Raw genomic sequence first — 16,544 nt, forward strand, 5'->3', positions numbered from 1 at the left:
TCTCTTTGAGGCTGCCGTCAGCCCATTCGGTACGAACCTTAGACACCGACGTCAACGAGTGGCTGGGCTCCGCTCAGCTGATCGGGGCGGATCGGGCAGGCGCTCGTGACGCCATCCAGTCGGACGGCTCCACACCGTGACCGTCTTCCCCCAACCAGGCGCGAGCCACAGGTGATCAATTCCGATCGGGGGGGCGGGATCTTGAGACGGTACCTCGCCGGGTTCGATGAGCGCGTACGCGGCCGCATTGCTGAGACCCGTCGTCCCGACAATGAGGAACAGGTGCCGCTCGTCGTACGGATCGGCCAGCAGCTTCGCAATGTGGTCATGGGTGGGATCGATCTGCAAAGCGGCGGCGACACCCTCGGCGATTGCCTCGCCCTCGCTACTGAATATGGCGGAGGTCGCGGCGACGAAGCCGAACAGGGCCCTGCCCATCGGGCTTGTGGTGTCGATCACCGGCTCGGTGGGCTCTTGATATCGACGCCCTTGTCCTCGAGCTCGTGCAATGTCTCGATCAGGATCCGCTCGGTACCTCCGAGGCGATCCAGCCGACGCATAAACGGCCGGGGCACCGAACGACGAGTCACCTCGAAACCGGCGGCCGACAACTTATGACCTGGCCGAGCGAGCCGGGGTGAGCACTTCAACCGGCGCAGGGCTCTGCCGAGCGGCGCCGGCCGCGGGTAAACCAACCTCGTGCAAGACCCTCCGCTAGCAAGACTGTGGAGAAAGTCGCCCCGGTCTCCGGGCCCCGTGCAACTTCGCTCGAGTCAGAGTCGGGTGGTGCATCTCACCCGTTGAGACCGCCGTCGTTTGCGGCACCCCGGTAGGTAGGTGCGATCGTGCGCAACTGCAACCGATTGAGTTCGGCGACCACACGTTTCAGGGCGTCGCGCGCGCCCGCAGTAGACCAAGTGCGCTGCCCAGCGCCACCCGCTCCCCCGTTGGGATCGGCGCGAAGTACGTCTCGAGCAACTCGTCATACGCCACATTTGCGGCGCTCATGGCCCGGACGCCGTCGCCGGTGAGCTCGACGAGGGACGATCGTCGATCATCAGGGTTGTCGATCCGCTGGCAGAGTCCCATGCGGACGAGGCGATCGACCGCCTGGCTGGCCCCTCCGGTCGTGATGATGGCTTCCACGGCCAGATCCTGCACTCGACACCGCCCCCGCGAATGGATGGCGTTGAGCATGCTGAGCGGGCCTAGGCCGATGAGACCTCCGTCTGCGAGGCCACGGTCGATCCCGCTCCAGATCAGGGCCTTGGTTCGCACGAGATCGTCGAAGAGTTCCCGGAGATTCGTCACGACCGAATTGTATCGCGGCTTACCTCACTGCTAGGCTGCTTAACGCTAAGTAACTTACGTCTAACGAAAAGTGGTTGGAAATGACGGACAAAATATGGTTCATCACTGGTGCGGGGCGGGGCTTCGGACGCCGATTCGCAGAAGCGGCGCTCAGTCGCGGCGATCGCGTGGCCGCTACCGCCCGTGATGTCGACTCACTATCTGAAATGGAGGCGACGTTCGGTGATGCGCTGCTGCCGATTCGACTCGATGTCAGCGATCGGAGCGCCGTCGACGGAGCGATTCAGGCAACGGTCGACCGGTTCGGTCGGATCGACGTCGTGGTGAACAACGCAGGTTACGGACTGTTCGGCATGATCGAAGAACTCGATGAGGCTCAGCTTCGTCACCAGTTCGAGGTGAACTTCTTCGGCGCCTTCCATGTGACCCAGGCCGTGCTCCCGATTCTGCGCGCCCAGCGCTCCGGGCACATCGTGCAGATCTCCACCGTCGGTGGCGTGGTGAGCTTCCCCGGCCTTGGTGGCTACAACGCGTCGAAATGGGCGCTGGAGGGTTTGAGCGACGCGCTCGCCCAGGAGGTGAGCGGCTTCGGAATCGACGTCACTCTGGTCGAGCCGGCCGGGTATGACACCGACTGGGCAGGATCCAGCGCGATTCATGCCAGCCCGATCACCGCATATGACCAGGTTCGTGAGGAGATCGCCGCGGGATGGTCGAGCCAGCCTGCCGAATGGTACGGAAAACCTGACGCCGTCGGTGAAGCGATGCTCGAGCTGGTCGACAGCGAGAGACCTCCCCTTCGCGTGTTCTTCGGGATCGCGCCCACGGTCATGGTGCCACAGGTATACGCCGCTCGACTGGCCGAGTGGAAGTCATGGGAGGCGCTGTCGCATAAAGCCAACGGCTGACGCTTCAAGATTGGGCGACGCGTCAGCGCCCACGTTGGTCTGGCGGGCGGCCCTGAAGCGGCCCGCCAGACAACATCCAGTTCCCCGAGCAGTGCTCCGCGGCATGGCTCGACGAGGTGCGTCCATCGACCGTCGCGCGGCACGACACCGATGAGCGCGATCCATAAACCCTCCACGCTTGCGGGCTAAGACGTTTTAATGATCGTTCACTTTGCGCGTACTCTCACTTGCGACCGCTCGATTGTCCGGTGATTCCCAGCCGGACGCTCATGTTGGCCGGGAGTTTCAACGATACGAAATTCTCCACACGCTTGATTGTTGACACTGAGGATGATCGTTCACTATTGTCGGCCCATCACTATATCGAGCGCTAAACCCGCCACCATCGCGCGGGCGCTCACCTCAAAGGAGAGGGTTCGTTGTGACTCAACTCAAGGGTCTTGTACTAAATCGATCTCAACGCCTGATGATCGGAGCTGGGCTCGCCGCCCTCGCATCCGTTGCGGCAGCTCTAGTCCCAGCTACGGCGAGCCTCGCGTCAGGATCGACGGGCACTAGTTATTACGTAAGCACCTCGGGTAGTGACCAGAACTCGGGGACAAGCACGAACGCGCCGTGGCAGTCGCTTGCGAAGGTAGACGCCGCGACGTTCCAGCCCGGCGACACTATCCACTTTGAATCGGGCGATCAGTGGGTCGGCCAGTTGTGGGCGAAAGGATCTGGTTCGGTCAGCGCGCCGATCACCATCGACAGCTACGGAACGGGTGCCAAGCCACAGATTCAAGGCCAAGGGTCCGCAGGTGATGCGGTGGAGTTGCTCAATCAGCAGTACTGGGTGATTCGCAATCTTGACGTGTCGAACGAGGTTCCGGCTACGCAAACCCCTGGAGCAAACCTGGGTGACTTCCGCGGCATCGGAGTTCATGGCAACAACGGAACGGTTCTGCACAACATCACCATCGACTCGGTTTACGTCCACGATGTGACGGGACAGATCAACTGGGTCGGCGGCAGCGCTTCCAACGACACCCCCGGCGTCAATTGGGGAACGGGCTGGGACAGGTCCAAGAACACGGGCGGGATCATCGTCAACGCCTCCGTCGCCAACATTGCGGCTCCTGGAACGGCAACCACTTACGACGGTCTGACGATCGAGAATTCCCGAGTGGAAAACACTTCCTTCTCTGGAATCTCCACGAAGCAGTACAGCGGTGACGCCCCTGGGGCCGTTTCGACCGGCTGGGGCCAGCGAGCGACCGCAACCGACAGCAGGTTCACGCCGTTCACGAACGTCATTATCCAGAACAACTACATCACACAAGCGGGTACGGCGTTCGGCGGAGACGGCGTGTACATCACAGGTGTGCGCGGCGGGACCGTCCAGGGGAATGTGATCGACCAGGTCGGCGTCTCCGGCGTCGAAAGCAACATGACCGACAACATCACCGTTCAGTACAACGAGATCATGGGTACGCACTACGCGCAGCACAGCGCCGACGCGAACGGGCTCGACCCCGATATCGGTACCACCAACCAGTACTTCCAGTACAACTACCTGCACGACAACGCCGACGGCATCCTTCTGTGTGCCTGCGGTAGCCCGCAATTCGGGAGCGCGACCATTCGATACAACGTGGTCGCGAACAGCACGAACCGCAACATCTACTTCTCTCAGGTGAGCGGCTCGACGGCGCAGGTGTACAACAACACCTTCTACAACAAGATCGCACCGAACATGACCTCCGGCTCCATCAAGGGAACCGTGACGATGACGAACAACATCTTCGCCTCGGAGCGCTCAGATACCGCGTTTGTGTCAGCATCAGCATTGAAGTACAACAACAACGGCTACACCTCCAACGAGACAAAGATTCCATCATCGGAGACCAAAGCTGTCACCGTTAGCGATGCACGCTTCGTGAATCCCGATCCGACCGGCCCGTACGGCAGCGCGGACGGAACACAACTTGCGACGGCGGACGCGTACGCCCTGCAGCCGGGCTCGGGCTTCATCGATTCCGCCCTGGCGATCACAGGCAATGGCGGAGTGGATTATGCCGGTAACCCCGTGCCGAACGGCACCGCAACCGACATCGGAGCTTTCGAATACCGGACACCGGCCGGCCAGAACACCGAATCCGTCGCCGGAACGATCACCAGCCAATACGGAAGCGCTGTTGCCGGTGCAAGCGTTGCGGTGAGCGTGGGCGGCACGAATTACACAGCCACCAGTGACTCAAGCGGCTTCTATGTGATATCAGGTGTGCCGTTCGCAACGGATGCGCCCCTCATGGCGACGGCGCCGGATTACGAGACCTACCAGTCAACCGTGACGATAGCCGACGGCACGTTCACCCGGCAGAACTTCACGATGACTGCCACCTCGACCACCGGCACCTTCACAGGCACGGTGATCGACGAGCGGGGCAACCCCGTTTCGAACGCCCAGGTGACCGTCTCCGAGAACGGCTCGACCGTCGCAACCCCGACATCGGGCAACGATGGCAGCTTTACCGCCCAGAACGTACCCGTCGGCAGCGGCTACTCATTCGTCGCCTCCGCGCTCGGCTACTCCGGCATCGCTCGCAGCGGTTTCTCGCTCAGCCCGACACAGACAGTGAATATCGGCGGCCTCTACCTGAAGAGCCAGAGCACTGAGACCATAACCTCGGAGACCTTCGACAACCTTCCGACCGGCTCACTAGCGAACGGGACAGACGGCTGGAAGGTGGTCTCGACCGGCAACACGGTGAACGTCGCCCAAGTGCCCTCTGCCACCGACAAGAGCGGCTACCTCAACCGCACCAACAGCCAGGGCGGCACAGATGGCACGAACCTGGCGCGGGTTTACTCCACACCGCTGACTGGCTTGGTCACCATCCAGGCGCAGATCATGCGTAATGACAGTTCTGGCGGATACTTCGGGCTGCCGTACGTGTATAACGCGGGCGGGTCCCCGGCAGTCAGCGTCGCCTTCGCTCACGGCCAGATCGAGGCGTACGAAGGCGGCACACTCAAAACCCTCACCACCTACAACCTGAACCAGTGGTACACCGTCACCCTCACTATCGACACCGTGAACCAAAGCTTCGATATGGATCTCGACGGCCAACCGATGATCACGAACGCCTCATTCCGTACATCGATGCCCTCGATCGGCAAGATCGCTTGGTACGCCAACGGCGGCGAAGTGGGGTCTGTCTACATCAATAACGTGACCGTCTCTCGCGACTGACCCGGATCTTCAATGCCGGCGAGTGTGACGGAGGAAGTAGATCGCCGACAACGACAGCCGAAACCAGCTGCACGTGCGAACAATGCACAGATGCTGGTCCAGTAGCATCCCGTTCCGCCGTGTCGCAGTGCGGCTCTGAGCCCCCACTCAGGCCGCACTGCGGCATTAATACATCCCTCGCGCCGGCGACCGCATCGAGCGTGCGAACACGACCTCAAATGGTTCCAGTGACCGTCGCAACGAGAACCACTCGGAAGGGGTTTTCGCATGTCATCTCGTCGTGTCCCGAAGGGGGCGGATCGCCGGCCGCCGGATGCTGCCACGGTGCGATGGGAAGCCAACGCGACGAAACCTTTCAGAAGTCCAGCGGCGTCAACAGCTCACGTCGGCACGGTCGGCAACACGACTCCGCGAGAGCCGGTTGACCAGTTTCGATCCGACGCCCAAAGCGGGAGTCGATCAGATTCGCGGTGCCGGTCCGCTCGACCCGCGGAAAATCAGTCGACCAGTCTTTTCCACGTCGAACAATGGTGGTGTTTCGCCCCGGACACGCGCGATAAGAGTTTGCATCGCCTGCCGCCCTTGTCTTTCCTTGTCGAGAGCGACCGTGGACATGGTTGGGGACATATATTGGGTGAACTGCTCGTCGTCCCATCCGAATACGCTGACATCGTCCGGAACCCTGACGCCCCTGTCCTGAAATCCACGGATCACTCCAAGCGCGACGTAATCGTTGGCGCCAAGAACCGCGGTTACTCCCGAATTGGACGGGAGATCACGCGCGGCCTCATATCCCGACCTCAACGACCAGTCGCCATCCACAACGCCATAAGACTCCAGCCCCAACCGATCAACGGTTTCGATATAGACGTCACGGCGGTTACGCGCCGAGGCCCACTCCGAAGACCCGGCGACGTGAAGGAATCTGCGATGCCCCAAGCTGGCCAAGTACTCGATGATTTCTGAAGCGAGAGCACCATCCGCGAAGACGCCACGGGACCGCATCTTGTCGTCGTACTCGCCAACGACCACGATCGGCGCCAGTCCCGGGATTTGCGGGTAGTCGAGAATTTCCCCCAATGGCGTTAGCGACAGAATTCCGTCGACTCGCTCACCGTCCAGGAGTTCGAGAACTCGGTCACGCCGATTACGCTCATTACCTTCGAGGCTGACGACATCGATCAGAAGGCCTGCCTCGTGCGCCACGCCTGCGGCACCACGTAGGGTGGCGGTAGGGACGAATTCGCTGAGTTCTGGGAGCACGACAGCGATTCGATTCGATCGCATAGTCCGCATCGATCGAGCGATCAGGTTCGGACGGTAATCCAACTCCTGGACGGCACGGTCGATCCGCTCGATTGTGGCGGGCTTGAGGCCGCCGTTGTTCCGCAAATAGCGAGAAACAGTTTGATGCGAAACTCCCGCGTGACGAGCGACGTCCAACATCGTCGCTCGCTTCTGGTGTTCCTGCTCAGAGCCTTCGACCGCGCTCATATCATCGCTCCTCACCGACATGTCGCTGATCGTATGACGTCAACGCCGAAAGCGCTGCAACCCCATCATCATCGTCTCCGACTGATCCAGGCTTCCGCAGCGTCACACGTGCTTAGTTGCGACCATCGTGGATCGACCCCGGATGTTGCTGGTTTTCTGTAACTATTCTAGTGAACGATAACTTTGTGTCAAGCTCGTGAGCCGTTGCCGCGGGTCGGGTCGACATGCCACCCCGATACCTGGCGACGAGGCACGCGGCAGAGTATTTAGTGAACGATCACTTTTCTGGTATTGTCAAGCAACGTGCCGGTTGATGCAGCTCGGCATACCAGTGTCCAAACGCAACGGAATAACGGCCAATGTCGCTCACAGCTCCATCGATCAATGCTCTGTTCACCGCGCCCGGAGAACGCGGTGCGGTCATTGCGCGGCGTGGCTCGGGCATGTCAATCGCTCTGGCCCGCGAGGAATCGATCGCGGTCGGGCGAGCGGCCCGTAGCGTCGCTGAAGATCTCCGCCGTATCGCCGGAGTTCACGCGGTCGTCGAGGACACGAGCCGGGGAGGTGCCGTTGTCGGAACTGCAGGGACTTCCCCGTTGATCCAACGTGCTATCGACGACAACATCCTCAACCTTGACGTGCTGCGCGACCCCGACGGTGAGCTGCGACCGGAAAGCTATCTCATCAAGCTGATCGATGAGACGCTCTACATCGTTGGCGCAGATCGACGCGGGACTATCTTCGGGCTCTATGAGTTCAGCGAACAACTGGGCGCCTCGCCCTGGGCCTGGTGGGGGCAGACCCCCACCCGTCCACGGGACGAGCTCGCTCTCGTGCCAGATGTCGAAATCGTTGATTGGCCATCTGTGCGCTACCGCGGAGTGTTCATCAACGACGAGGAGGAGTTGGTTCGCTGGGCGTCCACACACACGGCAGATGGCACGCTCGGCCCGGCCACTTATGAACGCCTCTTCGAATTGATCCTTCGCCTCAAAGGCAACTACTTGTGGCCGGCAATGCATGTCCGAGCGTTCAACACCGATATCGCCAATGGCAAGCTCGCTCACGACATGGGGATCGTTATCGGTTCCAGCCATTGCGACATCCTCTTGCGAAGCAACGAACATGAGTTTCGCCCCTGGGAGGAGGCGCAGCCCGAACCGGTTCTCTACGACTATTCGCTGCAGGGACGCAACCGCGACCGGCTCCACGAGTACTGGCGCGAGAGCGTGGAGCAGAACAAGGACTACGAGGTCACCTGGACGTTGGGGATACGCGGCATTCACGACACTGGATTCCAGACAGCCGCTATCGATCAGGACGCCTCCCTGACCGAAGACGAGCGTTTGGCTGCTCGGGTCGCACTCCTGGGAGAGGCGATCCAGAACCAGCGCACAATTCTGGCGTCGACACTGTCTGTGTCCGCCAGTGCGGCCCCGCAGATATTCATCCCCTACAAAGAGGTTCTTCCGCTGTACGACGCGGGGCTTGAGCTGCCGGATGACGTCACCGTGGTGTGGACCAACGACAACTTCGGATACATTCGCCGCTTCCCTGGATCCGCGGAACTTCGTCGTGCCGGCGGGCACGGTCTCTACTACCACTCGTCCTACTGGTCGACTCCGACGACCAGTTACCTCGCGACATCCTCGACTCCTCTAGCTCTGATGAAGTCCGAGTTGCGAAATGCGTGGGAGCGAGGAATTCGGCAACTCTGGGTGGACAACATCGGAGGATTGAAGCCGCTCGAGCTCGAAATGGAATTCTTCCTCCGCAGTGCGTGGGAGGCAGGAAAGGAGCGGTCGACCAGCGACGTAGAGCGGTTCACTGCCGCGTGGATGGACTCCAAGTTCAGCGGCGGCATCGGAGCCGAGGCCGCACGGATCTACGCCGACTACTACCGACTGAACAACCAGCGAAAGTACGAGCACCTTAACACCGGCGTGTTCCACCAGACAGGTTATGGGGATGAGGCGAGCGAACGACTGTCCGAACTCGCAGTTCTCTACACAGCCACCAACGATCTGCTATTGCGACTACCGGCTGAGGAACGTGATTCCTTCTTCCAACTCTTTGCCGTCAAGATCCACATGGCATACCTGGTCAACGCGGAGTTTGTCTACGCCGATCGAAGCACGCTCGCCGCCAGCCAAGGAAAAAGCGCCGCAGCCGACCAATACGTCGCGCTCTCCCGCGCGCTTGACGACCACAAGCGTGCTGTCATCGACTTCTACAACCACCGCATGTCCGGCGGCATATGGGACGGCATGTTCACCCCCGAAGCGTTCCCACCGCCGGTCATGCCCTTGTATCCGGCTGGCACGCCCGCCCTAACGATCCAGGGCCGCGGCCTGGGCGTGATCGCATGGGGAGATTCCGAACGCTCGAAGCCTTCATTGACGTTCTGGCCCGACGGGATCCAAGACAAATGGATCGAACTCTTCTGCACCGGGGTGCCCGGCGTGGAGTACACCATCGAATGCGACCCGTGGATTACCGTGGGTGCCCGCACCGGTGTCGTGGAGACCGAGCGGAGAGTCGCCGTCCGGGTCGAATCGTCATCGAACCGTGGGCGAACCGGCCAGATCACAGTAATCGAGGCAGCGACGGGGGCCCGTCACATCGTGACCGTTCGGGTTGTGGATGCGGAGGCGCCACCGCAGGACTTCGTGGGATGGGTTGAAGCGGATGGGTACGTCTCAATCGATCCCGCGCTGCCCGACGACGATCATCCCGCGACGACATCACGTTGGGAGGCCGCCCCCCTCCTGAGCAGGTACGGTTCCGCGGCGCTCGAAGCGCGCGCTCTCGACATGCAAACGTCCGACGCGGCGGCAAGCGTGGACTTTCGCTTCCAGCTGCGAACCCCAGGAGCACACCAACTCGAGATTCACCGGCTTCCAACTCTCGACGCCACCGGACGAATCCGGCTCGCCATCAGCCTCGACGGCGAAAGCCCGATCACGATCGAAAGTGTCACTACGGACGAACATCGCGGCATGTGGGAGCAGGGCATCCTCGACAACATCGAACGACTGACTGTGCCCATTCCCGAGCTAGCCGCAGGTGTCCACACTCTCTCCGTGCACGCGATCGACGACCATGTGACCATCAGCAAGATCGTGATCCATACCAGTGCCCCGATTGCAAGCAACATCGGCCCCGCTTTCAGCGCTCACACACGACACGCAATGGCTCCCAAGACCCTGATGGACCCCGCCGCTTTCGATCTAGCCTCGATTGAACGAATTACGCGCGACTACCTGCGCGTAGACCCGTCAACCCTCGAATTGCCTGACCAGGCATACGCCGACAGGCACTTCTGGGATGGCGATACCACCTTCCGACCCTACTCATCCGTCAGTCAGCAACGTCGAGGTGAGCCCGTTCAGCTGACACATGCGGATGGGACGAAGAAGGTACTCGATGAACTCAACCCTGGCGCATCCGGTACCGGCGGAGTCATCGCCATCGAAGCTGAGATCGCCCTCGCAGATACGCAGGCCGCCTGGACGACACCATCTCGCGACGGTAACAGCACCTGGTCGCACACCCAGTCGGAATCCCGAGGTCGCACCGGACTCGCAATGCACGTTCAACCGTCCGGTGTGTTCTGGGAGGACCCGCGCGCGGCTCCAGGACTGCACTACGCAATTGATGCAGTCGAAGGTGGCACCTACCACGTCTGGATGCTCGTCAAATTTGCAGACCGGTCCGACGACTCGTGCCTTGTTGCTCTCGACGGCGTGATCCAGCCGGTCGAAAGGCAGTTCTCGGGCGGAGACCTGTGCACATACGGGACCCGCCAAGTGTGGCTGTGGGCTGCAATTTCCGACCTCGAAATCCCTGCGGGGCCTCACGTCTTCTCCGTGCTGGCCAGACGTTCCGGATTGCGGATCGACAGGATCTACCTGACCACCGGGGATGAGCTTCCCCCCATCGACTCGGCGTGGACCGCGTCTCCACCCGTCGCCTTCCATCAGCCGATTCACGATCAGCATTCGCCGACCGTTTCGGCTCTCACCTGAAACCGAGGACTCCGTTGAAGCACACCTTCCGCTGGTTCGGCCCGAACGACCCCGTCACGCTCGCCGAGATCCGTCAGACGGACGCAACCGGAATCGTCACCGCGCTCCACCACATCCCCAACGGCGCCGTCTGGCCCATCGAAGAAATTCGGAAGCGTCAAGCAATGATCCGCGAGGCCGGCCTGACCTGGAGCGTGGTCGAATCAGTGCCGATACATGAACACATCAAATGGAACGGGCCGTTACGCGACGAGGCTGTGGCCAACTACGCGCAAACCTTGCGCAACCTCGGGAACTGCGGTCTGAAGACGGTGTGCTACAACTTCATGCCGGTAATCGACTGGGCGCGTACCGATCAGCGTCATCCCCTGCCCACTGGCGGCTACGCGATGCGGTTCGACTTCGCCGCCCACGCAGCCTTCGACCTGTTCGTTTTGAGGCGAGCCGACGCCGAATCGGACTACACCGAAGAGGATCGAGCTCGGGCTACCGCTTGGTGGGAGAACGCCGACGACGCGGCCAAGGCGGCACTCACCGAGACGGTGCTCATAGGCCTGCCAGGTTCCAGCGAATCCTACGATCTTGACACCCTGCGCGCTGGCCTGGCACTCTACGACGGCATCGACGCGGATACCCTTCGACGAAATCTGACCGCTTTCCTGCGTGATGTCGTTCCCGCAGCAGAAGAAGCTGGCATCCGTCTCGCAATTCATCCCGACGACCCGCCCCGACCCCTGTTCGGGTTGCCGCGCGTCGTTTCCACAGAAGCGGATGTCGAGAACCTGCTCGAGGCAAAACCGTCATGGGCGAACGGGTTGACCCTATGCGTCGGCTCGTTCGGTTCGGTAGCCACCAACGACGTCGTCGCAATGACGCAACGGTTTGCCAGGCACATCTACTTCGCGCATCTACGGAACGTCACACTGGAGTCGGACGGCAAAAGCTTCTTCGAAGACAGCCACATCGACGGCGGCGTGGAAATGGTCGCGGTCATCCAAGCTCTCGTCACTGAAGAGCAGCGACGCCGGCGCGACGGAGAAGAAGCCTCAGAGATCCCGATGCGCCCGGACCACGGGCACTTCCTCCTCGACGACCTGCGCCGGCCGACGTACCCCGGCTACGCCCTCGTCGGACGGATGAAGGGACTCGCTCAGCTCCGCGGCGTCGAGCTCGCTGTGACGCGCCTGCTTAGCCAGCAGGCCGAACGGCCGTGCCCTCAAGAGCATGAGTGAGACGCGCTTCGACCTTCTCACCATAGGTGAGGCGATGGTGCTCGTTGCGCCCGACGATCACGGGAGCATCGAAATCGACGCACGGGTGCTTCTGGGCGCAGGAGGCGCCGAGAGCAATGTGGCGATCGGCGCTGCGGCCCTCGGTCTCCGCACGGCATGGCTCTCCCGAATCGGACCAGGAGCGCTCGGAGACCTCGTCCGCGCAAGCGTCGCACGCCGCGGGGTCGACGTCTCCCACGTCACCGTCGACCCGACTCGGCCGACCGGGCTGATGGTCAAACACGCAGGCCAGCACGCATCGGAAGTGTTCTACTATCGGGCAGGGTCCGCGGCGACGGACCTCTCGCCATCCGACCTCGACGGGATCACACCGCCCGCAGTCGTACACATCTCGGGCATCCTTGCCGCTCTATCCCTCTCGACGAAAGCGCTCGCCGAAGCCATCGTTACTGGCGCGCTCGCGCCCGCCACCATCAGCTTCGACGTCAACTACCGCCCATCGTTGTGGCCCTCCAAAGACCAAGCCGCGGTGACGCTGCACACGTTGGCAGCCCGTGCCGACATCGTGTTCGTTGGGCGGGATGAGGCAGAAGCGCTCTGGGGAACGGCGACCGCGGAGGAGATCCGACGGTTGCTCCCGGATGTCCCCTCACTCGTCGTCAAGGACGCTGACATAGAGGCCACCGAGTTCACACGGACCAAGCGGATGAGTGTCCCCTCCCCGAAAGTGGACGTCATCGAGCCCGTCGGCGCCGGCGACGCGTTTGCCGCCGGCTGGCTCGCCGCATTCCATCGTGGAGACGGTCCGCAGGAGCGTCTTGCCGCGGGACACGCGGCCGCCGGGGTCGTCCTGCGGAGCCACTCCGACCAAGCACCATTCGAATCACTATCGTCAATGGAGGCGAGTATCGATGTCTGACGCCTACTTCTCAACCACGTTCGCCGATGTGCCGATCATGGGGATATTCCGGCGACAAGGGCTTCAGCGAACCATGCTGCTCGCCAACGCAGCCTGGGACGCCGGCGTACGGATCCTAGAGGTGCCCGTTCAGACACCGGAGGATCTCGACGTCCTCGCGGCGGTGTCGCACCAAGCACGCGACCGCGGGCTTGACGTCGGAGCCGGAACGATCATTTCCGCTGACCAGCTCGCTGCGGTCAAGAAGGCTAGGGCGGCATTCACGGTCGCCCCCGGTTTCGACAAAGAAGTCGCGCGCGCCAGTGTTGAACTCGGTCTCCCCCACATTCCGGGTGTCGCAACCGGCACGGAGATCCAGTCGGCTCTCTCGCTGGGTTTTGTCTGGCTAAAAGCGTTCCCGGCCGAGCGACTCGGGCCCCAATGGATCCGACACCAGCACGGACCGTTCCCGGACGTTCGCTTCGTCGCAACGGGAGGCGTCACGCCCGAGACTGCGCGTTCGTTCCTCGACGCAGGATGCCACGTTGTGGCACTCGGTTCTGCCTTCGATACAGAAGACCAGATCGCGAAGGTCGGCGAACTGATCTCCTCGAGCATTCGCTCTTCATTGGGAAGCGGCAGCTAGTGCGGGCGACGACTGGGCAGTTCGCCAGGCGACTGCTGCCGACAGATACCCTGACCGGCGACATCGCTGCAGAACTCCTCGCGCGAATTGAAGATGCGCCGCTAATCTCCCCACACAGCCACGTCGATGCGCGCCTACTCGCCTCAAATACGCAATTTCGAGACCCCGCGGAACTCCTTGTCACCGGAGACCATTATCTGACCCGACTGCTTCACGCATGTGGCGTCGATCTCGACCGGCTCGGCGTGGGACGACCGGACGCTGACCCACGGCAGGTGTGGCGCGTCGTCTGCTCCTATTGGCACGTGTTCGCGGGCACCGCGACCGGGTACTGGATGGCGGAAGAACTCGCGGGCGTCTTCGGGATCCGCGAGGAATTGTCCGCTCGGACAGCCGACGACGTTTATGACATCATTCAACAGCACCTCGGCATGGAAGCGTTCAGGCCCAGAGCGCTGTTCGAGCGCTTCAAGATCGACGTCCTCGCAACAACCGACGACCCGCTCGACGACCTCGAAGATCACGCTCGCCTGCAAGCGGACGGGTTCCGAGTCCTGCCAACATTCCGCCCAGACCGGTTGTTGGACCCAGAGGCGCCCGACTTCGCCGAATCGGTTAACCGCCTCCTCGCAACCACTTCCACCGCCGCGACGTTTGGTGGCTACTTGTCGGCTCTGGAACAACGGCGTCAGTACTTCATATCGCATGGTGGAGTCTCAGCTGACCACGGAGTCTTCGACACGTGGACCGCCGACCTATCACCAATGGAAGCGGAGAGCCTCTTCGCCCGAGTTCTGTCTGGCACAGGGGATACCAACGAGATTCGGCTCTTCCGAGCGCACATGCTGTTCCAGATGGCGCGAATGAGCGTCGACGACGGCCTCGTCATGACCTTGCACCCCGGCGTGTATCGCAATCACAGCAGCGCCACGCTCAGCCGCTACGGCGCAAACACCGGTCACGACCTGCCCGTCACCACCACATTCGTCGAAGGGCTCAGGCCCTTGCTGGAACGATTCGGACTGGAAAGAGACTTCCACCTCGTGCTCTTCACGGTCGATGAGACAACTTTCTCCCGCGAGCTTGCGCCCTTGGCCGGCTTCTACCCGAGCATCTACATCGGCGCCCCGTGGTGGTTCCTCGATGCCCCGGACGCGATCGGGCGGTTTCGCGCCGCCGTAACCGAAACAGCAGGGTTCTACCGGGGTTCCGGGTTTATCGACGACACCCGCGCCTTCTTGTCGATTCCGGCGCGTCACAACACCGCCCGTCGTGCCGACGCGGCATTCCTCGCGCGCCTGGTGGCGGACGGCCGCGTCAGCATGGCAGCCGCGGAACACATCATTGAAGACCTCGTAGATTCAATCCCGAAGAAGGCGTTCAAGCTGTGATCGAGAAGACGAGACCGCAGATCACCCGTTCCCGTATCGCCGCATCAAGCCCGCCCGTGCGCATCCTCCATCTCGGTCTCGGCGCCTTCCATCGCGCCCACCAAGCCTGGTATACCAGCCGGGCGGAAGACGCTGCCGACTGGGGTATCGCCGCGTTCTCGGGGCGCTCCGGCTCGCTCCCTGACCTTCTTGCTCCACAAGGAGGTGTCTTCACGCTCGTCGAACGTGGAGCCGAAGAGGATCTCTACGAACATGTGACGAGCATCGTCGACGCGCGCGCTGCGACCGACCGGGACGCTTACATGCGCTACGCCAGCGCGCCGACCACGGCCATCATCACGCTCACTGTGACCGAGGCCGGCTACTCCCTCACCCCGACAGGTATGCCCGACCTCAACGATCCGCTCATCGTTAGGGATATCGGTGAGCTCCAACGGGCGATCATTTCGGACACCCTTGAGACAGCATCGCCGCAGACCACGCTCGGCAGACTGTTGCTCGGCCTCGAAGGGCGCCGACGCTCGGGAGCACCTGCAGTAGCGATCGTCCCGTGCGACAACATCCCCGCCAACGGAAGCGTGCTCGCGCAAGCCCTCGCCACCCTTGCAAACCTGATATCCCCTGACCTCGCCGGTTGGTTGCCGACAGGCGCATCGTTCGTCTCGACGTCGGTGGATCGAATCACCCCACGTGCCACAGACGACCTGCTCGACGCTGTTCAGAGCGCCACCGGCTGGTACGACGCGGCACCGGTCGCGACCGAACCGTTCTCCGACTGGACCCTCAGCGGTGAGTTCCCGTCGGGTCGCCCGCAGTGGGAAAGCGCGGGTGCACGATTCGTCGCAGACATCGGACCGTACGAATCTCGGAAGCTATGGATGTTGAACGGCGCGCACACCCTCCTCGCAGCCTCTGGAAGGCTCCGAGGACATCGGGCCGTCGCAGAGGCGATGTTGGACGATCAGTGCCTTGGTCACGTCGAAGCATGGTGGGACGAGGCCTCCCACCATCTCGCAGAGGAACTCGACGTTCCTGCCTATCGCGACGCACTCCTGAAGCGGTTCGCGAACCCGCGAATCGAGCACTCCCTCACCCAGATCGCAACCGACTCGGCAACGAAGCTCGGTGTTCGGGTCGCCCCGGTTGCACGACTGGAACTTGCTGCAGGACGGGGCGCCGACGCTGCAGCCACAGCCATCGCCGCGTGGATCGCTTCCCTGCAGCTGACACCCCAGGTCCCCGACGAGCGGGCCGACGACATCAGCGTGGCAGAGCAGAGCGCGGAACCGATCCGAGAACTTCTCGCTATTGTCGCCCCCGACCTCGCCACTGATGAGACATTCTCGCGCAGAGTGTCAGAGGCGGTCGACGGCCTCACCCAAATCCTCTAATCGAGGCCGT

General features: G+C 62.1%; 11 protein-coding genes. 8 read left to right on the forward strand and 3 right to left on the reverse strand.

From position 1 onward, the window contains the following. Positions 1–51 precede the first annotated feature (51 nt). Together AB4079_RS09320 and AB4079_RS09325 are read right to left on the reverse strand one after the other, a co-directional pair. The gene (locus tag AB4079_RS09320) at positions 52–459 is read right to left on the reverse strand and encodes a hypothetical protein (RefSeq protein WP_441787015.1); all 408 of its coding nucleotides are present in this window, start codon (positions 457–459) and stop codon (positions 52–54) included. A gap of 426 nt (positions 460–885) precedes the next feature. Beyond that, entirely contained in the window at positions 886–1,311 is a 426-nt protein-coding gene (locus tag AB4079_RS09325) for a MarR family winged helix-turn-helix transcriptional regulator (RefSeq protein WP_441787016.1), read from the reverse strand. A gap of 80 nt (positions 1,312–1,391) precedes the next feature. Here AB4079_RS09325 and AB4079_RS09330 point away from each other — a divergent pair, with 80 nt between their 5' ends. Continuing rightward, positions 1,392–2,219, forward strand: coding sequence for an SDR family NAD(P)-dependent oxidoreductase (locus AB4079_RS09330; RefSeq protein ID WP_441787154.1), 828 nt, complete (start codon positions 1,392–1,394; stop codon positions 2,217–2,219). A 421-nt stretch (positions 2,220–2,640) separates the two neighbouring features. Further along, positions 2,641–5,454, forward strand: coding sequence for a beta strand repeat-containing protein (locus AB4079_RS09335; protein ID WP_441787017.1), 2,814 nt, complete (start codon positions 2,641–2,643; stop codon positions 5,452–5,454). Positions 5,455–5,913: 459 nt separating this feature from the next. Here the strand turns inward: AB4079_RS09335 and AB4079_RS09340 are convergent, their stop codons facing one another. Beyond that, entirely contained in the window at positions 5,914–6,948 is a 1,035-nt protein-coding gene (locus AB4079_RS09340) for a LacI family DNA-binding transcriptional regulator (RefSeq protein ID WP_441787018.1), read from the reverse strand. A 359-nt stretch (positions 6,949–7,307) separates the two neighbouring features. Here AB4079_RS09340 and AB4079_RS09345 point away from each other — a divergent pair, with 359 nt between their 5' ends. Genes AB4079_RS09345 through AB4079_RS09370 form a run of 6 tightly spaced genes read left to right on the forward strand, consistent with a single transcriptional unit; the run spans position 7,308 to position 16,534 of the window. After that, positions 7,308–10,976 carry a glycosyl hydrolase 115 family protein gene (locus AB4079_RS09345; protein ID WP_441787019.1) on the forward strand — a complete coding sequence of 1,223 codons (3,669 nt, stop codon included), beginning with the start codon at positions 7,308–7,310 and terminating at the stop codon, positions 10,974–10,976. A gap of 14 nt (positions 10,977–10,990) precedes the next feature. Next, on the forward strand, positions 10,991–12,208 hold the full coding sequence (gene uxuA, locus AB4079_RS09350; RefSeq protein WP_441787020.1) for a mannonate dehydratase: 1,218 nt from the start codon (positions 10,991–10,993) through the stop codon (positions 12,206–12,208). Next, complete coding sequence (locus AB4079_RS09355) at positions 12,201–13,127, forward strand: sugar kinase (protein WP_441787021.1); 927 nt, start codon at positions 12,201–12,203, stop codon at positions 13,125–13,127. Before uxuA ends, AB4079_RS09355 begins: the two co-directional genes overlap by 8 nt. Beyond that, positions 13,120–13,752, forward strand: coding sequence for a bifunctional 4-hydroxy-2-oxoglutarate aldolase/2-dehydro-3-deoxy-phosphogluconate aldolase (locus AB4079_RS09360; RefSeq protein ID WP_441787022.1), 633 nt, complete (start codon positions 13,120–13,122; stop codon positions 13,750–13,752). Before AB4079_RS09355 ends, AB4079_RS09360 begins: the two co-directional genes overlap by 8 nt. Next, positions 13,752–15,143 (forward strand): glucuronate isomerase, encoded by a 1,392-nt coding sequence (uxaC, locus tag AB4079_RS09365; RefSeq protein ID WP_441787023.1) that lies wholly within the window; start codon positions 13,752–13,754, stop codon positions 15,141–15,143. Before AB4079_RS09360 ends, uxaC begins: the two co-directional genes overlap by 1 nt. Beyond that, complete coding sequence (locus tag AB4079_RS09370; protein WP_441787024.1) at positions 15,140–16,534, forward strand: mannitol dehydrogenase family protein; 1,395 nt, start codon at positions 15,140–15,142, stop codon at positions 16,532–16,534. Before uxaC ends, AB4079_RS09370 begins: the two co-directional genes overlap by 4 nt. Positions 16,535–16,544: the final 10 nt, after the last annotated feature.

It is taken from the genome of Leifsonia sp. 2MCAF36 (genome assembly GCF_052115525.1).
Classification (GTDB): Bacteria; Actinomycetota; Actinomycetes; order Actinomycetales; family Microbacteriaceae; genus Leifsonia.

What these genes read in the sequence shown, in the direction of transcription:
- AB4079_RS09355 (WP_441787021.1), top strand. Translation starts at nt 12,201, where the DNA reads ATGAGTGAGACGCGCTTCGACCTTCTCACCATAGGTGAGGCGATGGTG.
- AB4079_RS09360 (WP_441787022.1), top strand. Translation starts at nt 13,120, where the DNA reads ATGTCTGACGCCTACTTCTCAACCACGTTCGCCGATGTGCCGATCATG.
- AB4079_RS09340 (WP_441787018.1), bottom strand. Translation starts at nt 6,948, where the DNA reads ATGAGCGCGGTCGAAGGCTCTGAGCAGGAACACCAGAAGCGAGCGACG.
- AB4079_RS09330 (WP_441787154.1), top strand. Translation starts at nt 1,392, where the DNA reads ATGACGGACAAAATATGGTTCATCACTGGTGCGGGGCGGGGCTTCGGA.
- AB4079_RS09345 (WP_441787019.1), top strand. Translation starts at nt 7,308, where the DNA reads ATGTCGCTCACAGCTCCATCGATCAATGCTCTGTTCACCGCGCCCGGA.